This window comes from Desulfobotulus sp., from assembly GCF_034006065.1.
In the GTDB taxonomy this organism is placed as follows: domain Bacteria; phylum Desulfobacterota; class Desulfobacteria; order Desulfobacterales; family ASO4-4; genus Desulfobotulus.
Genome location: NZ_JAVETM010000023.1, coordinates 25618 through 48945 on the forward strand (window position 1 = coordinate 25618; position 23328 = coordinate 48945).

The 23328-nt window shown below is 55.4% G+C and carries 21 protein-coding genes; 6 read left to right on the forward strand and 15 right to left on the reverse strand.

The genetic code is table 11. The features are described from left to right. The first annotated feature begins 24 nt into the window (after positions 1-24). A complete protein-coding gene (locus tag RBR60_RS09765; protein WP_320356204.1) occupies positions 25-798 on the forward strand; it encodes a thioesterase II family protein in 774 nt (257 codons plus the stop codon). Here the strand turns inward: RBR60_RS09765 and RBR60_RS09770 are convergent. The 4 genes from RBR60_RS09770 to RBR60_RS09785 all read right to left on the reverse strand — a co-directional run bounded on the left by RBR60_RS09770 (position 786) and on the right by RBR60_RS09785 (position 7773). Further along, entirely contained in the window at positions 786-2627 is a 1842-nt protein-coding gene (locus RBR60_RS09770) for an ABC transporter ATP-binding protein (protein WP_320356206.1), read from the reverse strand. The two genes, RBR60_RS09765 and RBR60_RS09770, sit on opposite strands and share 13 nt — an antisense overlap. Continuing rightward, positions 2557-4326 (reverse strand): ABC transporter ATP-binding protein, encoded by a 1770-nt coding sequence (locus RBR60_RS09775; protein WP_320356208.1) that lies wholly within the window; start codon positions 4324-4326, stop codon positions 2557-2559. The genes RBR60_RS09770 and RBR60_RS09775 overlap by 71 nt, the downstream gene beginning before the upstream one ends. Positions 4327-4578: 252 nt before the next feature. After that, entirely contained in the window at positions 4579-6693 is a 2115-nt protein-coding gene (locus RBR60_RS09780) for a TonB-dependent receptor (protein ID WP_320356210.1), read from the reverse strand. Between the two features lie 192 nt (positions 6694-6885). Next, positions 6886-7773, reverse strand: a complete 888-nt coding sequence (locus tag RBR60_RS09785; protein ID WP_320356212.1) for a helix-turn-helix transcriptional regulator — start codon at positions 7771-7773, stop codon at positions 6886-6888. Between the two features lie 173 nt (positions 7774-7946). Between RBR60_RS09785 and RBR60_RS09790 the strand changes: the two genes are divergently transcribed. Further along, positions 7947-8918, forward strand: a complete 972-nt coding sequence (locus RBR60_RS09790) for an AraC family transcriptional regulator (RefSeq protein WP_320356214.1) — start codon at positions 7947-7949, stop codon at positions 8916-8918. 63 nt (positions 8919-8981) lie between these two features. Here the strand turns inward: RBR60_RS09790 and feoB are convergent, their stop codons facing one another. Beyond that, a complete protein-coding gene (gene feoB / locus RBR60_RS09795) occupies positions 8982-11003 on the reverse strand; it encodes a ferrous iron transport protein B (protein WP_320356216.1) in 2022 nt (673 codons plus the stop codon). Further along, positions 11003-11302, reverse strand: a complete 300-nt coding sequence (locus RBR60_RS09800; RefSeq protein ID WP_320356218.1) for a FeoA family protein — start codon at positions 11300-11302, stop codon at positions 11003-11005. Before RBR60_RS09800 ends, feoB begins: the two co-directional genes overlap by 1 nt. A gap of 312 nt (positions 11303-11614) precedes the next feature. Between RBR60_RS09800 and RBR60_RS09805 the strand changes: the two genes are divergently transcribed. The 3 genes from RBR60_RS09805 to RBR60_RS09815 all read left to right on the forward strand — a co-directional run bounded on the left by RBR60_RS09805 (position 11615) and on the right by RBR60_RS09815 (position 15724). Continuing rightward, positions 11615-12823, forward strand: coding sequence for an aromatic amino acid transport family protein (locus RBR60_RS09805; RefSeq protein ID WP_320356220.1), 1209 nt, complete (start codon positions 11615-11617; stop codon positions 12821-12823). Positions 12824-12835: 12 nt separating this feature from the next. Further along, positions 12836-14065: an L-serine ammonia-lyase gene (locus RBR60_RS09810; RefSeq protein ID WP_320356222.1), complete on the forward strand. Its 1230-nt coding sequence runs from the start codon at positions 12836-12838 to the stop codon at positions 14063-14065. Positions 14066-14185: 120 nt separating this feature from the next. Beyond that, positions 14186-15724, forward strand: a complete 1539-nt coding sequence (locus RBR60_RS09815) for a hypothetical protein (protein WP_320356224.1) — start codon at positions 14186-14188, stop codon at positions 15722-15724. A gap of 27 nt (positions 15725-15751) precedes the next feature. On the opposite strand, the gene RBR60_RS09820 is transcribed toward RBR60_RS09815, so the two are convergent. From RBR60_RS09820 to RBR60_RS09855, 8 genes are all read right to left on the reverse strand, one after another. Then, positions 15752-16492 (reverse strand): class I SAM-dependent methyltransferase, encoded by a 741-nt coding sequence (locus RBR60_RS09820; RefSeq protein ID WP_320356226.1) that lies wholly within the window; start codon positions 16490-16492, stop codon positions 15752-15754. A gap of 58 nt (positions 16493-16550) precedes the next feature. After that, positions 16551-17006 (reverse strand): DUF1566 domain-containing protein, encoded by a 456-nt coding sequence (locus RBR60_RS09825; RefSeq protein ID WP_320356229.1) that lies wholly within the window; start codon positions 17004-17006, stop codon positions 16551-16553. A gap of 77 nt (positions 17007-17083) precedes the next feature. Next, entirely contained in the window at positions 17084-17734 is a 651-nt protein-coding gene (locus tag RBR60_RS09830; protein ID WP_320356231.1) for a CatA-like O-acetyltransferase, read from the reverse strand. 184 nt (positions 17735-17918) lie between these two features. Then, positions 17919-18290 (reverse strand): hypothetical protein, encoded by a 372-nt coding sequence (locus tag RBR60_RS09835; protein WP_320356233.1) that lies wholly within the window; start codon positions 18288-18290, stop codon positions 17919-17921. A gap of 221 nt (positions 18291-18511) precedes the next feature. Next, positions 18512-19027, reverse strand: coding sequence for a lipocalin family protein (locus RBR60_RS09840; RefSeq protein ID WP_320356235.1), 516 nt, complete (start codon positions 19025-19027; stop codon positions 18512-18514). Then, positions 19024-19419: a nucleotidyltransferase domain-containing protein gene (locus tag RBR60_RS09845; protein ID WP_320356237.1), complete on the reverse strand. Its 396-nt coding sequence runs from the start codon at positions 19417-19419 to the stop codon at positions 19024-19026. Before RBR60_RS09845 ends, RBR60_RS09840 begins: the two co-directional genes overlap by 4 nt. A gap of 17 nt (positions 19420-19436) precedes the next feature. Next, a complete protein-coding gene (locus RBR60_RS09850) occupies positions 19437-19757 on the reverse strand; it encodes a nucleotidyltransferase substrate binding protein (RefSeq protein WP_320356239.1) in 321 nt (106 codons plus the stop codon). A gap of 158 nt (positions 19758-19915) precedes the next feature. After that, positions 19916-20827: a LysR family transcriptional regulator gene (locus RBR60_RS09855; protein ID WP_320356241.1), complete on the reverse strand. Its 912-nt coding sequence runs from the start codon at positions 20825-20827 to the stop codon at positions 19916-19918. A gap of 138 nt (positions 20828-20965) precedes the next feature. Here RBR60_RS09855 and RBR60_RS09860 point away from each other — a divergent pair, with 138 nt between their 5' ends. Beyond that, complete coding sequence (locus RBR60_RS09860; protein ID WP_320356243.1) at positions 20966-21517, forward strand: hypothetical protein; 552 nt, start codon at positions 20966-20968, stop codon at positions 21515-21517. Positions 21518-21644: 127 nt separating this feature from the next. Here the strand turns inward: RBR60_RS09860 and RBR60_RS09865 are convergent, their stop codons facing one another. Further along, the gene (locus tag RBR60_RS09865) at positions 21645-23177 is read right to left on the reverse strand and encodes a sigma-54 dependent transcriptional regulator (RefSeq protein WP_320356245.1); all 1533 of its coding nucleotides are present in this window, start codon (positions 23175-23177) and stop codon (positions 21645-21647) included. Positions 23178-23328: the final 151 nt, after the last annotated feature.

Here is a 23328-nt window from a genome sequence, read left to right on the forward strand (position 1 = left end):
GATGCCAATCCAAAAGGAAAGCTCATGCACGCATCCCCATCCCCCTGGATCCTATCATGGGAAACTCCGGCAAAACCCGCCTTTCGGATCTTCCTTTTTCCCCATGCCGGCGGTGGTGCTTCGGCCTACAGAAGCTGGCCCCGCAAATTGCCCTCGGACGTTGCCGTTCATGCCATCCAACCACCAGGCCGGGAACAAAGGTTCCGGGAACCACCGGTCTGGAGAATGGAAACACTCATTGACGAACTCTTACCCTGCATGCTTCCCTTGCTGGATCGTCCCTTTCTTTTCTTCGGCCACAGCCTAGGCGCCAAGGTCGCCCACGCAGCCTGCCACGCCCTTGACGAAGCCGCATGCCCCCAGCCCGAGGCGCTGCTCGTTTCCGCATGCCGCCCGCCCCATTTCCCTGAACCCCGCCCGCTCCACGCCCTGCCCGATACCGACTTCCTCCGGGAACTCGCCAGGTTCCAGGGCACAGACCCCGCCGTACTGGAACAGCCGGAACTTCTTCGCTGCTTTCTCCCCATGCTCCGGGCTGATTTCACCATGGATGAAACTTGGAATCCCAAAAACTGCGGCCCTCTTTCCGTTCCCATCCATGCCTTCTGCGCCCGGTCCGACAACGAAGCGCATGTGGTAGAAATGCGACAGTGGAAGCGATACACCTCCACAGACTTCACCCTGTCCATCTTTCCTGGCGGCCACTTCTATCTCAGAACCAGCCGCGAGCTACCACACGCCCTCAACACCATTTTCCATAACCTCCGTACACGGCACACGGAAGCCTATGCCACATGACATCCCTGGGGAACATCATTCTCAGGCGGATTGCCGCCCCCCTCCCGCCCCATCCGCCAACGCCCCGCCTGCTCCTGGGCTTCCCAGAGACTGTGATAACGGCCTTTAGCCGCCATGAGTTCAGCATGGGAACCCGACTCCACAACCCTGCCTTTTTCCAGTACATGGATGCAATGAGCGCGGACAACAGTTCTGAGACGGTGGGCAATCACGATCACCGTGCGATTCCGCACCAGCACATCCACAGCCTGCTGAATAAGGGCATCGTTTTCCGGATCCAGGGCGGCTGTGGCCTCGTCCAGGATCACTACTGGCGCATCCTTTAGAATAGCTCGGGCGATAGCGATTCGCTGTCGCTGTCCTCCGGATAACCGCGCACCTCCTTCACCCACAGGGGTGTCAAACCCTAAAGGAAAATCATCAATAAAGTCACAGCATGCAGCTTTGGCTGCAGCTCGTACCTTGTATTCATCCGCCGTGGGATCCGCAAGACGGATATTGGCAGCAATGGTATCATCGAAAAGATAGACGTCCTGAAACACGATGGAGAGGGCGTCGGCAAGGGTTTCGGGAGCCATCTCCCGGATGTCCGTTCCGCCCAGAGTGATTCGGCCGCTATCCACGTCCCGGAACCGTGCCATAAGCCGGGTCAGGCTGGACTTACCCGAACCGGAAGACCCCACGATGGCGGTGAGTCTGCCTGCTTCAAAATTCGCGGAAACCCCATCCAGCACGGACTGCCCGCCATAGCCGAAACAGACCGACTCACAACAGAATGTGTATCCTTTCGGTCTTTTTGGGGAAGCTGGCATAGGCAGTGGCTGGGTCTCCATCACACGTGCAATCCGCTCTGCGCCGAGACGCATGTAACGCAATTCCGCAGTGAAGCTGCCTGCGGTCTGCAAGGGCTCAATGCAACGATAAGCGATAACGAGAAAAGCTGCGAATACGACCAAACTCAGCTCCCCTTCGACAAACATCCATCCTCCGGAAAAAAGCATCAGAGGAAAAGCCAGTTCCAGAAGCATCTGATAAAGACCCACAGGGAGAGCACCCGCCGCCTCAAGACGGAGGCTCCGTTTTTTGAGCCGGGCAAAAGCCGCATCCAGGCGAATAAAGGAACTCCCCGTACAATTCAGAGATTTCAGTACCCGGATGCCCTCCACGTATTCGAGGATGGCATCTACCATCTGCCGCATGGCGGCGATCTGTCGCTCCCCCATTCGGCCCACAAGCCTTCGTGCGAAAAAAAGCATGGGCAAGGCCAGAGTCAGGCCCGCCGCCAGGATACAGGTGAGCCGGGGGTTCAGGAACCAGAACCCTAAAAGCAGGAGCAAGGGGAAAAAAAAAGCCGCCACGAAGTCAATGAAAAAATGACTGAAAACATGCTCACACTTTTCCATATCCTGCAGGAGCAGGGAAGAAACCTCCCCGGGATCATGGTCCCGGAAAAAGCCCATTGAAAGTTTCCGCAGATGGTCCGCCAAGCGCAGCCTGGCCTCCGCCGTGAGTTGAAAGGCGGTCCTGTAGGCCGTCCTGTGGACAGCAATTCCGGCCATCACCTGCAACATAGCGACCCCCGCCATAACGGCCAGGATCCCGCCCCCCAACGCTCCTGAAACCTTCCCTTTCTCCAGAAGATGCCGGATCAGGACGTACAGCACCGCGTACGGCGCGCCCTTAGTCATAAAGTAAAACAGGTTCAGCAAAAGAGGATAAACCAGGGGCCGCAAGGAACCAAATACGACGGAAAATGCCTCAAGCATGGGCTGCCTCCCCGCCAAGCACCCAATCCGAAGCCTGGGAACAGGCACGCCACATGGCGGCATACCGTCCCCCAACCGCTAAAAGGGTTCCATGGACGCCCGCCTCCACCAGACGCCCGGCTTCCACCACCAGAATCCGATCGCAGTTCATGATGGTGACAAGGCGATGGGCGATGATCACAACGGTTTTTTCTGCCATAAGGTGCGAAAGAGCTTCCTGGATAGCCAGTTCGTTTTCCGGATCTGCAAAGGCTGTCGCCTCGTCCAGTACCACCACGGGAGCGTCACGGAGGATCACCCGTGCAAGGTTGATCCGCTGACGCTCTCCACCGGAAAGGTGCACACCACCGTTCCCCACACGGGTGTGGTAGCCCTCCGGAAGCTTCAAGACAAAATCCTCGCAGCGAGCAGCCTGGGATGCGGCAAACACCTCGGCTTCCGTAGCTCCGGGGCGCCCCAACCGGAGATTCTCCATCACCGTTCCTGAAAAAATCATGGTTTCCTGAAACACGCAGGAAATATGCCGGGTGAGTTCAGACCAGGTCATTTCACGCAAGTCCACCCCACCGATGCGAATAGATCCCGCATCCGGATCCTGCATCCGGCAAAGGAGCTGGGCAATGGTCGTTTTTCCCGCTCCGCTCGGTCCGACCAGAGCGGTGATACTACCTGAGGGAAGCTCGAAATTTACCCGATCCAGAGCAAGACGATCGCCGTAGGAAAAAGAAACCTCCGTAAAAGAGACACTGGCAGAACGAGGCCGGTAACCGACGTCCGGATCCGGCAGCACCGGTTCCTTAAAGATACGGTCCATCTGCCGGACACCTTCCCGGATCCGCTCAAAAAGACCCGCCATGAGGGCGATTTTCATAACCGGCGCCATATATCCTGCCCCAATCATAAGACAGAGGAGAAAATCAGCCGTATCCAGCCGACCTGCGTCATGAAGCACAAGTCCCATGGGCACGAGGCAGAAGACAGCGGCATTTACGGAAACGACAAAAAATCCCCAGGCCGGTGCGCTCACCTCTGTCACGGCATGAACCTGATCCCGGAAATCCAGAACGGCGTCTCTTAACCGCTGAAAGACATCCCTGGATCGGTTAAAAATCCTGATGACCTCCATGCCGCGGACAAACTCAACGATAACCTGGTTCATGGCGACCAGGGAGGCATGATAGCCCGCAATCATTCCCTCGGCTAATATGCGACGCCGGATCCGGATCTGCAGCCACAGGGCAAAAGGCAAGGGCAGGAAAGCGGCAAGCCCCATGAGAGGATGGATGGTAAACTGAAATACCAGAAGCACCAGCGGCACCACCAGAGCAGTCACGAAATCCGGGAGGTGATGGGCGATGAACAGCTCCATCTGCTCCACGTCCTCGGTCACCGTTTTTTTAATAATGCCGGTGCGGTTTCGGTCAAAAAAACCCATGGGCAACTGGCCCAGATGGGCCGCCATCTCCCGCCGGAGAGCAAGAAGAATGTCAAAGGCCGCCATGTGGGAAAAAACGAGTGAACCATAGAAAAAAAGATGTCGGCAAACCACGGCGGCCGCTGCCACACCCGCCAAGGGAAGCAGCAGTCCTAGGGGGGCAGAATGGAGCTCCCCGGAAAGCAGGTGGAGTAATACGCGGTGGACCACCAAAAAAGGAATCATGGCTGCGAAACCACTAAAGACGGAAAGCAGGCAGGCCAATCCAATCCGTCTGGGTGCACCCGCGATCTGCCGCAAAAAAAACTTCTGGGAGGAGTCGGACATGAAGGCCTCCGATATAAAGGGTAAAAATATGAGCCGCAACACGAAAAAATCGTTTTCCCTTTGTTGCATGTCGCCCCCGCCCGTTCTACCCGCCCCCGGAATGGGACTGCCCGTACCGGGCAAAAACGCCCCCAAGACAAAAAGCCTCCGGATAGTGCTGAGAGCGCACGATCCGGAGGCTTTCCTACTTCACACAGGCAGATCCATCTTTCCCTCATGCGGAACGGTTTCTGCAAAAAAAAGGCCCGGACTTCAATACCTAAGATTCACGGTCACGCCAAAGGTCAGAGGATCGCCGTCTTTAGCCGAATTGCCCACCAGCTCTCCGGCCGCACCTTTATAAGGAGCGATATAGGTGGCATAGGTCTCATCCGTGAGATTTTTTCCCCAGAGGGAAATATCCCAGGCCTCGGTCTCATACCCGATTTTGGCGTTCAACAGCCGGTAAGCTTCCTGCCGCGTACTGTTTTTGGGATCGCCATAAAACTCGCCCACACCATGGACATCCACACGGGCGATCAGGCCACTGGCATGGCGGTACTGGGCGCCCAGGTTGGCGGTGTATTCGGGGACGTTCTGGAGTTTTTTGCCGCTGTAATCCAGCGCCACCACATTCCCACCCCTGTCCTGCTCATAGGTTTTCCATTTCTCAATCTCGCTTTGGGTCAGCCCCATGCCGCCAAAGACATCGAAACCGGGAAAAATGCGAGCGGTAAAGGAAAGCTCGCCCCCCCAGGAAGTGGCGCTGGCCGCATTCCGGATGTATGTCTGCATATCCTTATTGGTATCGGAAACCTGCTTGTCCTTGATGTCGATATAAAAAAGGGCAGCCTCCACATCCAGCCTGCGATCAAGAAAACGACCCTTCATGCCCACTTCGTAGTTCCAGGTGTATTCGGGATTGTATCTCCCCGAATCAGGCACGCTGAGATTGGCCCAGGCATTGATGCCTCCGGCCATGAAACCCTTGGCCACACTGGTATAAATGGAGACATCATCCGTCACAGCAAACCGCAGCGCAGCCTTGGGCAAAAACTCCCGGTTGGAAAGGTCATCCGTTGTGTCGGCATTCATGAAGGCATAAATGCTCCGGTCGCTGAGGACACCCTTCGCCGTCTGGAAGTCAAAACGTCCCCCGCCTGTGAGATACCATCGATCCGCAAAACGCCAGGTGGCCTGCCCGAAAATGGCCTGAGAAACAATGTCAATGTCCACCCGCCGCCAGTAGTACCGTTCTCCGCTGGGATCTCCCCCGTCAGCGTTGACCTTCTGTTCCTCACTGGATGTGGCCACTCCCACGAGCCACTTCACACGGTCGGCAGTTACGGGGGAACTCACCCGCAGTTCCGTCATGGTCTGACGGCTTCCGTAGGAATACAGCCAGGTTCCGTCATTGGTGGGCTTAATAAACGCATCCACCAGAAAGTCCATCTTGTATTCCTGAAATCCCGTAATAAGCGTCATGTCAAACGACTCACCCGCATGCTTCAGCCTCAGGCTGTGAGTACTGGCGGTCTCCTCCTTGTACTGGTTGTCCACGTCCTGATTGATCTTATGGGGAGGGGTCGTGAAATCTCCGGCATCTCCTGCTTCATAAAACCGGAAAATACCGTTCCCATCATCGTGATGCAGGGCGTCGGCAAGGTATTCCAATTCCCATGCATCGTTGGGAGTCCAGCGCAACCGGGCCCGGCCGCTCAGCCGTTCCCTGTTCCCGACCTTGTCATTACCCGTATACAGGTTCTCTACAAACCCGTCGGACTTCATGCCCAGCACCTGAACACCGGCAAAAAGCCGGTCCTGCAACACAGGACCGCTCACGGAAGCACCCCCTTCCCAGGTATTGTAGTTCCCGTATCCCAGCCGCAGTCGTCCCCGCAGGGTGTCATCCGGCGCACGGGTGATCACATGGATCAGGCCGGATTCGGAGTTCTTGCCGTACAGGGTTCCCTGGGGGCCACGGAGTACCTCCACCCGCTCCACATCGAAAAAATCCGTGTTGTGCATCACCTGAAGGGGATAGGCAATGTCATCCACATAGTATCCAGCAGGTGAGGTCAGGCTGTTGGGATAACTCGACACGCCCCGGATAACGATGACATGATCCGCTCCGGAATCCTTCATGTGGAGGTTGGGCGTATGCCGCAGCATCTCCGCCGTGTTGCGGATCTCCGCCTCTTCCAGCCTCTCTCCGGTAAACACCTCCATGCTCACCGGCACCTCCCGGATATTTTCCTGCTGCTTCTGGGCCGTGACCACAAGACCTTCCTGTTCGTACACATTTTCAAGGGTACGGGCCAAGGCCGGTGTGGCTGCCATGACCATTGCGACGGCTGCGACCACGGTACCGTACAAAATTCTTCCCATTTCAAACTCCTTTTGCAAGACTGGTTTTTAGATGACTGAGACTTTGTACGGATAGCCAAAAAGCTTCTGGTCCGCTAACGATTCCGTCCGGATAATGGATGCCTGAGTCCATAAAAAACAAAAAACCCGCCCTTTAAAAGGCAGGCCGCACCAGGAAACACTTCCCAAGCGGAAAAAAAGAGACCGTCGCCATCAGAGGGAAGAAGGCGATACGCCAAAACGCTCACGAAAGGCCCTGGCAAAATGGCTGAGGCTGGCATATCCCACGGTAAAAGCCGCCTCCGTCACATTGGCCTTCCCGGAAATCAACAACATCCGGGCCGTCTCCATACGTTGTTCACGAAGGTAGGCAAAGGGCGGCATACCGTAGAGCTCCCGGAAGCGTTCCGCAAAGCAGGATCTGGAAAATCCGGCCTCCCGGGCCAGCTCTTTAAGATCTGGAGGATCAGCCATTTCCCGCACCAGACGATCCCTAGCCGCCCGCATGGCAAAAAAATCGTCTGAAACCGTCCCCTCCACCCTGGAAAAAACATAGGCAAGAAGCTCAAGGGCCTTGGCTTCGAAAAACAGCTCCCGCGCCACACCTGAGTACGGGCAGACCAGAAGATCTCTCGCAATCAGCGCCCCCTCTGGAGATAAGGGCCACACCCGTACGCCTTCCTCTCCCGCCATGAAAAACGTCCTGACATGACCGCCCAGATGCGCCAGCAAGGCTGCGGAAAACCGCAGTTCCACCAGCGATGTACGGCAGGGCTCCGCCTCTCCTTCCCCTTTCTGGGGAGCAAGACGAAAAGCCCCGGCCTCGCCGCCCCGGATGGCGATGGTCTTTTCCGATCCGGGAAAACGACATCGAACGGAGCCGGAAAGATAAAAACTCACCCCCACCACAGGCCCATCCAGGTGCAGGGGTAAATTCGCCCGCCTGCGGGGACAAAAATCTGCCAGAGTAAGGTCCAGTCCCGAAGCAAAGCTCCTGCAACGCATCCATCCTGTCCCGGATTCGGGTGAAAGAATGAAATCCCTGCCACAGCAGGTATCCCGTTCCGCCTTCCACTGAATACAAGCCAGCGTACTCCCCATGGTATCCTCCGCATTAAGCAGACGTCCAAAAGACAGATATTAAAATGAGATATAAATCCCTGATCTTATAGAAAAGCCAACAGGGATTGCCAGAATTCCACGATTTGTCTTGCCAGACAATATTTTTTAGGCTAGACAAAATCAATTTAAAATAAAAAATGAAAGGATGGCCCATGCTGGATGCACCCATCGTAACCCCACCGGAATTTCCCCCTGTTTTCCGGCTGACGGAAACGCCGGTGACGGATGCGGATTCCCTTCCCCTTGCCGGTGCAGGTACCCAGGCGCTGGCCATCTGTCCCGGACTTTCCCTCACCTTTTCAAGATTCCGGCCCACTGAGGCCATGGATTTTCGAGTGGAATCCTCGGCAACTCCGGTGAGTTTTTGCTGCTACCTCTCCGGCACACGCCATCATCACTACGATCTTGCCGATGGTACGTCTCTGGAATGCGTCACAGAGGCGGATACCTGCACCATCTGTCGTCTGGCGGATCTGAACGGCGGTTTCTCCGTGAATCCCGGAGAGTGTCAGGCCGCCATCGGGATTCAGGTGACGCCGCAACTCCTCTCCCGGTGGATGCCTCCCGAAAGCCTGAAAAACCGGCCAGGCCTCCTTCCCCTTGTACACAATGAAGACGCCTCACCCGTTTTCCACAAACAGATCACGCCGCCGGAAATCCGTACCGTTCTTCATCAGATGAACTTCTGCCCTCTCAAGGGCGCCATCCGCAGGCTCTACCTGGAAGCCAAGGCCCTTGAACTGCTCTCCCTGCATCTTGCCGCTCTCACCAGGAACTCTGAGACCCGGAAACCGCAACCCCGCATCCGTGACCGCATCACCGAGGCCGCCCGTATTCTGGAACGTGAAATGACAGAACCGCCCACCATTGCCCGGCTTTCCCGAAGAGTCGGCCTCAACGAGTGCGATCTTAAAGCCGGATTCCGGGAAGTCTTCGGCACCACGGTTTTCGGTTATCTCCAGCGCCATCGCATGCAGGAGGCTCGCCGTCTCATGGAAACCCAAGACCACAACGTCAGCGAAGCCGCCTGGGACGTGGGCTACACCAATGTCAGCCATTTCATCGCAGCCTTCAGAAAAACCTTCGGCATCACCCCGGGTGAGCTGCTGCGCTCCAGATTCTGAAGCCTTATTCCTGCACAACCCCGCCTCACCTGCGGGCAGGAACCATTTCACGATAAAAAATCTCTACAGAAAAAATTCTGCAACATGAAAGGTAAGGGTGGCAAGGCCCAGAGCCAGCACCAGCATGGCCCCAACAAGAATTCCCGTGAGCTTCCAGGAACCTGTTTCCGCCTTAAAAATGCCCACTGTGGACACACAGGGGATGAAGAAATGGGAAGCCACCACAAAGGCCAGAGCTCCTGCCGGAGAAACGGATCCCGCAATGGCCGCGGACACAGCACCCTGGGAAGCATCCGGCGTTGCGAACAGAACCGAAAGGGTTCCCACGGTGGTTTCCTTGGCAATAAACGAACTGATGAGAGCCACGATAAAGCGCCAGTCCAGCCCGATCATCCGACCCGCAGGCTCAAGATACTGGCCGATGCGGTAAAGAAAGCCCGTTTCCATATCCCCGTTGGGTAGCCAGGTCAGTGCCCAGACCAGAACCATGGCCGCAAGGATGACCTTGCCCGAGCGGGAAACAAAAGCCCAGACCCGATCCTTCAGATTGGCCAGAATGGTGGGAAAATGAGGACGGTGATACAGAGGCAGCTCCAGGATCATGGCATCCTCCCCCCGTTTTTCCATGAAACGGCTGGCAATGCCCCCCACGAGAAAGGCCACCGCCACATTGGTCAGGGTAAGGAGGCATAAAATCCATCCTGCGGTGCGTGGCGGGAAAAAGGCCATCACAAAAACAGCCGCCACGATGGTCTGACCAAGGCAGGGAAAAAAGGGCAGCATGATGCTGGTAACCATCCGCTGTCTCCGGGTTTCCACCACCCTGGCTCCCGCCACGGCCACGGCGTTGCACATCAGCCCCAGCACCATGGGAATGGCCGCCCTGCCCGAAGCCCCCACCCGCCGCAACGGCCCGTCCGCCAGAACAGACACACGGGCGAGATACCCCACATCCTCCAGAAAGAAAAAAATGGCATAAATGATCGCAATAAAAACCGAAAGGGCTGTGACCCAGCCGATGCCCATGAGAATACCATCCGCCACGAGGCTGCCCAGAAGCCCCGGCCAGGCCGCCTTGAGTGCAGGGAGCTGGGAAAGGGCCGCCTTGATCAGGGTACCACCCGTCATCGCCCCCAAAGCCACACCCGAAGCCATGAGAAGGGGAATGAAAAGGAATGCCACCCACCGCCCCCACAAGGGATGCAGCAGCCATCTGTCCCACCTCAGGGTGCGGTCCGCAGCCATCCGGGTATCCGGAAGGGCGACGGCACAGGCGCAGTCAATCCATTTCCGTCTGGCCTCCACCAGGCTCAGAGGACCCTTTTCCATAGTTTCCAGCACGGTTTTCAGACGCCGCTCCTCCGCCTCAGGCAGCAGGGCCTTCACCCGCCTCAGGATTTCCCCATCTTCTTCCACAAGCTTGGTGGCCGTCCAGCCTGCAGGCAGATCCTCGCTAAGATAACCCGCAATGAGCCGCTCCACGGTTTTCACCGTCTGAGGCCAATCCTCAAGCCCCTGCGGCGTCATGGGCTTTATTTCCAGGGTCTCCAGGCACTCCAGCAGTCCGCCCACTCCACGATTCCGGGATGCGGCCATGGGAATCACGGGAATTCCCAGGGCCTGCTCCAGTGCATTGGCGTCCACAGGACGGCCTTCCGCCTCGGCCACGTCCGTCATGTTGAGGGCTACCACCATGGGAAGGCCCAAGGGAATCAGCTCCGCCGCCAGATACAGGGTGCGGGCCAGAGCCGCCGCATTGACCACCAGCACCACCACATCCGCTTCCCGCGAAAGAAGGTAGTCTCTGGTGATGGCCTCCTCTGCTGAAGCCGGTGTAAGGCTGTAAGCGCCGGGCAGATCCACCATGCGGTACAGTGTTGCACCAAACCAGGTGTCCCCGGTTTTCCTGTCCACAGTTTTGCCTGGCCAGTTTCCTACCCGCTGCCGCATACCGGTCAGCCGATTAAACAGGGTCGATTTTCCCGTGTTGGGCTGTCCCGCAACGGCTATCACCCTCTGTCGGTGCGGAGCTGCGGAAAACAGGTCCTCTTCCGGAAAGATTTTCCGTCTTACAGCAGCGTCCATCACTCGGCCTCCGAGCCCGGAAATTCACGAAAATCCGATGGAGAAAGCATTGCCTCCTGCACCACCCTCAGCCTGCGGGCCAGCTTCCGACCCAGAGCCAGGTAAGTATCCCGCGCATGCACGACCATCGGACCCCAGCCGCTGTTGCGGATCACCCGAACGGGCACACCGGGTATCAGCCCGAAGGCTGCAGATCGAAGGGCCAGAGAAATCCCCCCTTCCTCTTCCTGCACGACGGCCATACGGCAGGTGACACCGCCCGGAATATCGGCCAGGGAACAGACTGTTTCATCTCGCATTTGGATATCCTTAAAAAAATGTTGTTCTCTGCTTTCCTGCAGCTCCGTCTCATTTTTACCCCTTCCCCGACCGGATGGTTACCCGAATCCGGAAACAGTCTGCCCTCAGAGGGCAAAAATGATCCTTTTTACATTTGACATTTCTCGTCCTTTTACCGCATAGATAAGAGCAAATCACCACAACCAGATTTTTCCCCATTCTTTTCTGCACCATTCCCAAAAGGCGCTTTCTCAGGCTTTCCGCCCTTTCTCTTAAAGACCGGAACTCCACCCCAGAAGAGGCCCTCCATGGACAACAACACGCAAAAAAACATGCAAAAGACCGGCCTTGTGGCCGCAACGGCCCTGATCACCGGCAACCTTGTGGGCGCTGGCATTCTGGGTCTGCCCATCAACACCGGCCTTGCCGGTCTTGGGCCCTCCATGCTGGCCATCCTCGCAGGGGCAGGGCTCATGTACCTCAGCGCCAGCATCCTTGGGGATGAAGCAGCCCGAAACCGGAGTGAAACCTTTGACTATCCTTCCATGTACGAGGCTCTCCTGGGAAAAACCGGCAAATGGATCGCCATGGCCGCCAATCTCCTCATTCTTTATGGCCTGCTCACCGCCTATTTCACGGGAGGTGCCAAGATCCTTGCAAGCCTCTTTGGCATGGAGTCGCGTCTTTCTCTGGTCATGCTGCTCTTTTCCCTGCCCCTCATTGCCCTCACCTCCATCAACCTCAGCTTTCTCGCCCGGCTCAACACCCTTTTCATTGCCGTGCTGGCCCTGCTTTTTGCCGCTCTCCTGGCTCTGGGAGCCGGGCATGTGCAGGTGAAAAACATGGCCTACATGGACTGGAGGTACCTGCCCGCCACCCTGCCCATCATCATCACGGCCTTTCATTTCCACAACATCATTCCCACCATCAGCACCAGCCTTGCCTGGGATCGAACCCAGTACCGCAAAGCCGTTTTCTGGGGCATGGCTCTCGCCTTTGCCATGAATGGCCTCTGGATTCTCGTGGGCATCGGCGTCATCCCCCTCACAGGTGAAAACAGCCTCCTTTCCTCCTGGGAAACCAACATGCCCGCCACCGTTCCCATGGCCTTTCACCTGCAGAGCCAGACTTTCACCCTCTGCGCCCTGGCCTTTGCCCTGGTGGCCATCTCCACCTCTTTTCTCGCCAACGGACTGGGACTTCAGAACTTCATCCGGGATCTTCTCACCAACACCTTTCACATCGAAAGCCGGAGCCTTGTTCTGGCCCTCACCTTTCTGCCCCCTCTGGCCATCGCCCTTGTGTATCCGGACATTTTCCTGAAGGCCCTGGATCTTGTGGGCGGGGTGGGCATCGTGATCCTCTTTGGCCTGCTTCCCCTGCTCATCGCCCTCAGGGATCCCAACCGAAGCCGGGTTGTCCGGGGAATCTGTGTTCTTGCCTTTTCCTTTGCCCTTGCCATCCTCGCCATGGAGATCCTCCAGGAAGCCGGGCTGCTGCGCTTAAGGCCCTGGGTGGAATACTACAAGATTGATTTCTGAGGAGAAACGGCCATGCAATCCCTCAAACAGCTTTACCGCTACGGCATGGGGCCTTCCAGCAGCCACACCATGGGCCCCCGCAGGGCCGCAGAAATCTTCCGCAAAAACCATCCTGAAGCTCAGGCTTTCCGGGTGCACCTTTACGGCAGCCTCAGCCTCACGGGCAAAGGGCACCTGACGGACAGGGCCATCGAAGACGGCCTTGCCCCTCAGCCCTGTACCCTCATCTGGCATACCGAGGCCCTGGATTTCCACCCCAACGGCATGCTTTTTGAAGCCCTGGACAGTAAAGACCAGGTTCTCGGACAATGGCAGGTTTTCAGCATCGGTGGTGGGGAACTTCGGGAAGAAGGCGCCAGCGAACCAGAAAGCCCCAACCTCTATCCCTATGACAGCATGGAAGAAATGGTGAGCCTTTCCGAGAAAAACCGGCATTCTCTCTGGGAGCTTGTGGAAAAGTGCGAGGGAAAAGACATCTGGGATCATCTTGGGTTCATCTGGGAAAAGATGCAGGAAGCCATCCGCACAGGGCTTGCCGCAGAGGGTGTCCTGCCCGGAGGTCTGGAACTCTGCCGAAAGGCAGCCACAAGCCTTGAACGGGCAAAGCGCCTTCCGCTCCATGAAAACCGCACAGCCCTTGTGGCCGCATACAGCCTTGCGGTTTCAGAAACCAACGCCTCTGGCGGTTTTGTGGTCACGGCCCCCACCTGCGGTTCCTGCGGGGTTTTGCCAGGTGTGCTTTTCTATCTCTACGGCAGGGGAGGCCATACCCCACAAGACATACTGAAGGCTTTGGCTACGGCAGGTCTTGTGGGCAGCCTTGTGAAAAAAAAGGCCTCCATTTCCGGGGCGGAGGTGGGATGTCAGGGAGAGGTGGGGGTTGCCTCCGCCATGGCCGCTGCGGCGGCAGCCCAGCTTCTCGGAGGCCAGCCCCGCCATGTGGAGTACGCCGCTGAAATGGGCCTTGAACACCATCTGGGCCTGACCTGTGACCCTGTGGCAGGCCTTGTGCAAATCCCCTGCATTGAGCGCAATGTCTTTGGTGCCATCCGGGCCCTGGCCTGCGCCGAATATGCCCTGCTCTTTTCCGGTCGCCACCATGTCAGCCTGGATCAGGTGGTGGAGGTCATGAAGGAAACGGGGCATGACATGCAGGCCCTTTACCGGGAAACCTCTCTCGGCGGTCTGGCCCGGATTTATTCAAAAAAGAGCATACCCATCCGAAACAGCTCCTTTTTATGAGATATAAAGCCCACGTTACAAAAAAAATCCGGATCCGGATTCATTCACGGTGAGGCCTCTTCTGAAAATCCGCCGGAGAACCCCTCATCTGCAACCTGAACTGCTGCCGGGAGGTTTGAGATGGCGTCCTATGCGCACAAGGATGGAAAACTTGACACGAAAGATATAGCGGCCACCCATCTTCCTGACACCACCATTGCCTCCGGCAAGGAGTATGCCTGGAGTACCATCAGCCACTGGTACAGCAAGCAGGATCTTTTCCAGTCTTCGCCCTGCATCTATGATATCGGGAGATCGGAAAACTTTTTTCTTGCCCTCATCTTTGCTGAAATCCTGGAGCCGGAATTTTCATCGGACGCCATGGCGGATCTGCGCGGCGGCAGCGTTGTTGTCCGGCTCTATTCTCCGGATACGGACAATCCGGTTTACTATAAAGTCCAGAAAACCCTCCTTTACACCAAAGAACTTCCGGAAAAAAGGCACAAGTCCTACTGGATCTTTATGCTGGAAAAAGCCTTTGTCTTTCACTGCAGAGAATCCCTTCCGGAACTCAAGACAGCCACCTACCTCGACGCACTGAAAAAAATATCCTTCAGAGACGCCCTCTCGCTTCTGGTTGGCAAGACAAAGGCCCAGGAAATGATGGGGTTTGGAACAGATGCAGGACGGAAAATCAAAGAAAAAAATGCCTGGACAGACAAAGACAGAAGCCAGGCTGCGGTGAAGGCCATCGAAAAACTTTCTGACCTGAAACTCTTCAATGACTATGCCGCAAGGGCCATTTGTCTGATTGCTGACCCCGTTTCTCTGGATCAGGATCAGTTTGGTGTATGCGGGCAGGCATCGGTGATTTTCGTACTGCTTTCCTTCCAGCCCCAGCGCTTTACCGCCCTGCTGCGGGCTATTTTCAATAACGAGGTTTTTGTCGGAGGTATTTCAAAAATCAAAGCGCCGGTGAAAATTCAGCCGGGACAGGCCGAATATAAAACCATCATGAAAAGCGTTGCCGAAGCTCCGCTGTCCAGTGAATCCGAAACAACGGACATCAACGCCCTGCTGGCTGGTCGCATGAAACAGTACACAAAAAAAGCCGCCGAAAACCCCAAAATCAAACCCCATACAAAACTTGATTTCATCATCAGCCGAACGCTGGCGAAGATGCTGAAGATCATCAACCCCGGCCTTTATGAGGACCAGAAAAAATATACGGAAAAATTTCTCGTAAAGGGACAGCCTCTGGGGGTGAAGCACGGGGATCTGGCATTCACGGAAAATGGCGTCCAGCTCCTTTTGACCGATATCATCGGCGCTGAAGAACTCTATTTCATCCCCAGCATGACCGAGCCGGGCCCCATGATCAATGCACTGAATAAGTGGTTCCGTGAAAAGAAGGACAATGGTCCCTTTGCCATTGCTGCCGTAAATGGCTTAAGCTGGATCCATCAAAACAGCACTGCCCCCTCCACTATATGGGACCCCTCCAAACAGAACTATGATTTCGCCCACTGGGTTGTCATAGTGGGAGAAATCAGGGATCAGGGCTGGTACTGCATCCCCATATGGACATGGGCTCATATGTTCAAATCCTGCAAGCTTGCGAAGGGCAAAACAGAGGGGTACCTGTATTCCGTTATTCTGGGCTGCCTGAAATCCGAATGAGACCGCAGGCCTCAGGAGCCTTTCTTTTTATGGTCCGTTCTTCACACAGGTAAATACGGTATATTCATCATCTCCATGGGAGTACAGCCCTTCATGCACATGAAAACCCGCTTCGCCAAGAACCTGCTTCCATGTTTCCCGTGGGAAGATCCCCATGGTCCAGTGATCGGTTTCAATCCGCAGACGACCCTGCTCCCGGATCAGGTACAGGATGGTCGTTTCATACTGCCCGTCTGAGGGATCGGGATCGTTCACGTTTTCGATGATGACAAGATCAAGACCGTCTTGCAGGACAGGCGTAACGGTGGTTCTGTTCTGCCGGAAGGTTTCGGTCATCACGTCCGGGGCCACAACCAGAACACCGCCCGGATTCAGGTGGGCAAAGGCTGTGCGGAAGGCCGCTTCAAAGTCTTTCCGGCAGTTCATGTGGGAGATCGCATCATCCATGAGAATGGCGTCAAAGGTTTTCCCAAGCCTTGCGGTCCGCATGTCCCCATGGACAAAGGCGCACTCCGGGTTCAGCTCCCCTGCCTGTGCAAGCATGGCAGGACTTAAATCCAGACCCGTAACCCTGAATTCCCGCTTCAGGTTAAAGACATTCTTTCCGCCACCGCACCCGATATCCAGCAGGGTATGTACCGGACCCTTTGCATGGCGTCGGATCTGGGCCGTGACATGCTGGCAGTAAGGGGCATATTCCGTAGCCGCATCCCCCCACATGGGCCAGAGCCACGCCAGATCCGTATAAAGACGGCAAGTATCCTCCATGGATCCCCCTCCCTGATGACCCTCATGGTGCCCGGCATTGGTGTCTGTCCACCTCCCATCACTGACTGGCTCGGACGGGCCACACGCAATGCCTGGAAAACCACATGCTGTCGCTATAAGCAGTGCCGAATTTCATGTACACATACAAGGCATTATCCTTGACCGCCGCATCCTGCGTATTGGACCAGCAGGTGGACCTGAACACTCCGGGGAAGGGCTCTGACCGCAGGGCACGGGCAAAAATCGCAAGCTCATCCTTTTCCGGCAGTCTCCAGCCACCAATGCCGGAAATGCTGAAAGACTGGCTCGTTGAAACCGCCTTATTCCAGACGACCTCACCAACCGGTATGGGCTGTCTGGTCCACATCATGCCGGTATGCAAATCCGTCATGGTTCCGTCTCCGTTGTCCAGAAACCGACTGGCATAAACATCTCCGGACATGATAAGCCCGGCAAGACAGAGCATGAAGACCATTGCAACCGGTTTCAATAAGCTTATCCATACTTTTTCCATGATATTAATCCCTTATAAGGATGGCGACTGAAATAAGGATGCTTTTTCTGATGGCGTTCCAAACCCGACGCAGGTCATCATCCCTTCGGATTTTCCACTGACAGCCAAAGCTCCGGAGATTCACACATATCCGACAACTGCTGATAAAATTTACCCACATGAATACCATCCACCAGGGCATGGTTTACCTGAATCCCGATGGGAAGCAGAAGCCTCCCGCCCTGTTGAAAGTATTTTCCGATGCTCACCACAGGGATGTAGCCATGCTGCCTGTCATAGGGATGCACCATGGATGTAAAACTGAACCAGGGCAGATTGGTGATAAAAAACATGTGGTGCTTTTCCCCGGTATTCCGGTCGGGACACTCCCTGACCTCCTGAATTTTTATTTCCGAATATCTCCGATACGCCTCAAAGGAATCAAAATACCGGGAATCACAAAAGGAAAAGGTCTCATCTTCCATCAGAACGGTAAAACCCGGATCAACTTTCTGGAATTCAAACAGATCCCCATCAATGACCCGGTGGCGCAGTTCCGGCACAAGGTTGACGGATCTTGTGATCAGAAAGCTGATGGACAGAAAAAAACCACACCTGTGGGCATCGGCGAATTTTTTCAGACCTGTTATGTCAATATGGCTTGAAGTTGAAAAAAAAGGAATATCGCGATCCTTGAAGGCCGCAAACAGCCCCCTTCGTTTATAGGTGGAAAGATCAAGCTTTTGCATAGGAATATGAACATCCGGGTTAAGAGGTGATTTTAAGTAAAAAAAGGCATCTGTCCTTACTGCTTTTACCCATATTTCATCATAAATTCTTCACCCGTCCGCATGGGACAGGACTGGCATTCCCATGATCTCATGGACATACCGATAATCCTCCGGAATACTGGATACGTTCTCCCTGAAAAGATTACCGCCATCCCTGGGGATCGTTGCAGGAGGGATTGTTGCAGAGCAGACTGCAAAACCCCTGATGATCATCCATGGAAATGTCATAAGGAATCTCGGAATATCCGTAATTATCCCTGCATATCCCGTCTATGCAGGTGTAAGATTTAAACTGGCACCCCACAAGATGCCCCTTGACAACCTTACCATCCACAATCCTGGTAACGGCGTAAGGGTGGAGGGTGCAGCGCTTGCTGAAGTAGTCGGGGTTGTTTTGACAGACGAAGGTTCGGGCAAAAAGATGTCCTGCGGTCAGAAATGTCAGCGCAGCGATGAGCAAAAAAACCCGGCCTGTACAGAAAAGCGTGGAGCGGAGTGGGATCAGCGTATTCATGGTCTTACCTCCTTTGCCTGTTGATCCGAAAAGGCCTGTCCATCCGGCAGAACGAACAAAAGCACACTTCATGCCACGCCATAAAAGACTTGATTTCAAGCATTTGTAAAAAACAGGAAAGGCCCGATACCTTTGTTTGCGCCAACATCTCTGCCACTGCCACCCCTGCTGGCATATCCGGAGGGTTCCGTAGCGGGATGGAAAAAGCGATGCTCCCTTCCTCAGTTCTGCTCCACAAAAATCAGGGCATCCGTATCAAAACCGGCAGCTTTGGAGGTTTCGATAAATTTTTCAAGAATTTGCGGCTCCACGGCAGGTGTCCGGGAGAGAAGCCAGAGATACTTTGTGTCTGGCCCTGAAACAAAGGCATACTGATAGTTTTCAGTATCCAGCCCGAAAATCACATAGGCGCCGTAAAAGGGGCCAAAAAAGGAGACTTTCAGGTAGCCTTCCGAGCTTTTGCCCACAAAATAGGCCTTGCCCTCGGCCTCCTTCCAGCGGTTTTCCGATGCCAGAAAGCCCCGGTTCAGAACCCTCACCCCTCCGTCCTTTCTCAGCGTATATTCCGCACTGACATGGCTCAGGCCCCTTTCAAAGGAATGATCCAGACGGGCAATCTCGTACCATTTTCCAAGGTAGCGGTTCAGCTCAAAATCCGTAACAGGCCGGAGGGACTGGGGCATGCCCATGCAGCCGCCGAGTGTGAGAACAGCGATGAGCAGGAGCAGTTTTTTCATTGGGGCCTCCTGATATATGAGGATAAAAGAGGGGGTTCAGGGAGAAGAGAGTCGTTTTTTTCCTTCCGGGATGCCAGCACAATGCCTTTGCCGTCAATGTGCGCCTTTACCCGCAGAGCCTCAATATTTCCGTAATCCACAAGGTCGATGGTGTAGGGAAGGCAGAGGTCATCCAGCCGCACACGGATACGGTTCAGCTCCTTCAGGGTCAACCCCTCTCCCACGAGGGCAAGGTCAATATCTGATCCGGTGCGAAAATTGTCCTTTGCCCTTGAGCCGAAGAGAAGCAGCTCTCTGACACCCTCACATGCAAAAACCGCTTCAATGATTTTTGCAAGAACACCGTCCGGCAGCCCGAAGGCCCTATCCCCTTCCATGCTCTTCTCTCTCAATCTCTTCCATCCTGCGCTCAAAGTCCCTGAAAAGGCCGCAGTAACTGCCCAGAACCGTTTCCACCACTGCCTCTGCCATGCGGCGGGTAGGCATGGGGTGTCTGGTTTCTTGTCTGAATGGTTTCCATCCAGCTTTCTCCGTCTTCAATCAGACCGTATTTGAAGGCTTCACGGATGGCATCCCGTGAACCCCGTATGGCACTGTTGCCCTGATAGAAGGTGCTATTGGGATCGCTGGCAAAAGCCTCTTCCGCAGGCAGGGCCAGTTCGGAAAAAATGGGGCCATGGTTTTTCAGAAAATCGAAATTGCCCTTTGTTCCGGAGTCTTCCGCTGTCATGCGCTCTCCCTTTTTTGAATACAAGAAGGGATGGTGAGGATCTTGCCATGAAAAATCTATAGCACACCCGGTGCATCACAGGGTGAGGCACTCTGCGTTTTTTTTGGTGGGAAGCTGAAAAAAAAAAGCGGCTCCAGCTTTCTTCCCCCCCTTTTTTTTCAGAGTGCCGCCGTCCGCCCCTCTTCAGTAACCTTCAACCTGCTGATGCTCCTGATGAATTCCTGCTGATAGATCGGAATGTTGCTGCGGGTCAGGTAGGCGGCATACCAGGTAAGGGGAAGGCCCTTCCGGGTAATCGGCCGCGCTGTAACCGGCCAGACCGGAAGAACCTCAGCCACCGCCCAGCGCGGGAGGACGGCAATACCGAAACCCGCCATCACCATTTCAAGGATGGCCTGGGGTGCCCCCACATTCATGATCCTCCGGGGTTCGACACCCGCCGGTTTCAGAATCTGCTGATAAAATCTGTTCCTTGCCCTGTCAGCATGGGAGATGAGACTGACATTCCCGAAATCGCTCAGGTGCAGAAACGTGCAGGCGGCCAGCGGATGCTCTTCGGGAAGGACGCAGACCAATTGATCCTCAAAAAGCGGAACAGCCGTATGGATCTCCGTAGGCGAAATGGCCCCGGAAATCACCAGGTCATATTTTTTTTCTTCAAGTTCTTCGACGAGATCCACGCTGTTACCGATCTCAATTTCGATATGGGGAAATCTGGCATGGAAAAGCTGAAGCACCTGAGGCAGCCATTTATAGCAGAAAATGCACTGGGTGCCGACCTTCAGCTCACCCTTTTCCCCCCGGGTCTTACGCGAGATGTCCCGCTCAGCCCGTTCAACGGCTTCCAGCACCTCCACCGCCATCTTCTGGAGCTGCCTGCCGCTTTCGGTAATGATCATTTTTTTGCGTGTCCGGAAAAAGAGGTCCGTTCCCAGCCGCGTCTCAATATCCTTCAGCTGCTGACTCAGGGCGGACTGGGTGATGAAGAGTTTTTCCGCAGCCCGGGTCATGTTGCCGCTCTCCGCCAGAGCGCAGATCATGCGCAAATGTTTAATTTCAAGATTATACATTAGTTTTCAATTATCCAAGCTTATGGTTTTCATTATACATATTAATTTCACTTATACATCATTCCCCGCTATCGTCCAGGGAAATTCAAAGCGGTCGGTACAAAGGCCGCCCCCACCCATTCATGCAGGAGGAACGATATGGCATTCGTGACCACGGTAGCACCGGAGAATGCAACAGGGATTATCAAGGAAGGCTATGACATGTTCATGAAAAACGTCGGAACCATCCCGCAGCCCATGCAGCTGATGAGCCTCAGCCCGGCACTCTTCGAATTGCAGCTCAAACGTATCCAGTATTTCAGCAAGCATCCGAAACTGAGCTTCGCCCTGCTCGGCCATATCCGTTATCTGGCATCAAAAACCCTTGATTACGGCTACTGCATGGACCTCAACCGGCATTTCCTGAAAAAACTGGGCTATGACGACGAAGCCCTCCGGATCATGGAGGAAGATCCCGGCAGATCCATGCTTGAGGAAAATGAAAGCACCATGCTCGACTTCGTCATCCGCGCCATCAAAAAACCGGATTCCATCACTCCCGAGGATATGACAAAACTGAAGGAACAGGGCTATGAAGAACAGGATATGCTTGAAGCCCTTGCCCAGGGGGTGGGCATGATCGACCATGCCATCATGATGCAGGTCTTCAGGATTAATCAGAACTGCGAAATGGCCTACGCCAGTTCCTGATCCGCCTGGAGCCAGCACATCCGGCAGCATCCACAGCGCGGCCGGATGGCTCCGAATCATTTTTTATCCGTGTGTTCCCCGGAGCTCCTTTTACCGGAGAACACACAGCCCGGAAAAAAGCGAATTTCTACAGCATCCCGAGCTTTTTCATGCGGCTTCTCAGGGTATTGGGATGCAGGCCAAGGAGGGCCGCAGCCCCGTTTTTTCCGGCTATCCTCCCCCCCGTCTCTCCCAGAACAAAACGGATATGACTTGTCATGACCCCGTCCAGGGACAGATCCTCCCTGCCCGGCCTCCTTTTTTCCATCGCCCCCTCCCGGCTTTTTCCCGGAAAGGCGGGAAAGGCCAGGGGCCGCCCCTGACAGAGGATCAGTGCCCTTTCCACCACATTCTGCAATTCCCGGACATTACCCGGCCAGTCATAGGCCATGAGGGCCTCAAGCCCTCCTTCTGCGATGTCCGGCCTGTAGGGAAGGTTCATTTCCTCGCATTTGACCCGGATGAAATGATGCACCATGGCGGGGATGTCCTGCCGTCTCTCCCGTAAGGGCGGGATATGCAGGGGAAAGACATTGAGTCGATACCAGAGATCCCGCCGGAAGTCGCCGGAAGTCATGAGGGATTCGAGGTTTCTGTGGGTGGCGGCCAGAATACGCACACTGGCCTTCAGGGTGCGGGCTCCACCCACCCGCTCGAACTCACCGCTCTGCAGCACCCGCAGAAGCTTCACCTGGGCGTTGGGGGGCAGCTCGCCGATTTCATCAAGAAAAAGGGTGCCGCCGTCGGCCCGTTCAAAACGGCCGGGCATGGTTTCCACGGCTCCGGTGAAGGCCCCCTTTTCATGGCCGAAAAGCTCGGAATCAATGAGGGATTCGGGAATGGCCCCGCAGTTGACCCGAATGAAGGGGCCCTGGGATCTGCGGGAAAGGGAGTGGATTTCCGAGGCCACCACCTCCTTTCCCGTGCCCGTCTCGCCGAGGAGAAGAACGGGACTGTCCGTGGGCGCCACATGGGAAATCAATCGGCGCACATCCTTAAGGCCGCTGTCCGCGCCGATCATCACGTTCGCACCCATGTGCCGGGCATCCCGCTGCAAGGCCCGGTGATCCCGCACCAGATCCATGTAGCGCAGGGCATTGGACAGGGCGATGGCAAAGGGCTCGTTCACTTCCCGCACCAGGGCCGCATGGCTTTCCTGATAATGGTTGGCCCCAAGGGCTCCGAAGGTGAGGTTGCCGATGAGGGTCTTCTGGATGCGAAGTCCGCAGGTCATGCTGCAGAAATCCCCGATTTCCATCTGTCGCACACCGGCCACGCCGTTTCTCACCGTGCGGAGGATTTCCCGATTGATGGGATGGGTGTGATCCCGGAGCCAGGGCGTGGTGTCGGAGCGGGATTCGGCCTGCCAGGCCCGGATGGACTCCCAGGCTGCGTCGGAAAGGGGAAAGGGCTCGTCCAGAAGAATGCCGCCCCCCTCATAGGCCAGCGCGATCACCCTGGAGCGCCGTTTCTCGTACTCGTAGAGGGTGATGAACAGGGCATCCAGCGGGAGAAGATGCCTCATGTAACAGAAAACCTCGTACAGAGCCTGATCCAGATCCAGACTGCCGCAGATGCGGCGGGTCACTTCCCGGAAATGCTCCTCTCCGCCATTCACCATATATCGAACCTTTCACGAAATAGCGTTTGATCCAAAACGATATTTCGTTATAGACCGGAAAGGGCTTTCCGGCAAGTCCTGATTTCATGGGAAATTTTTCCGTGGCACGGCCTTTGATATGCAGGATGGGGACTCAGGGAAATTTTTCCAG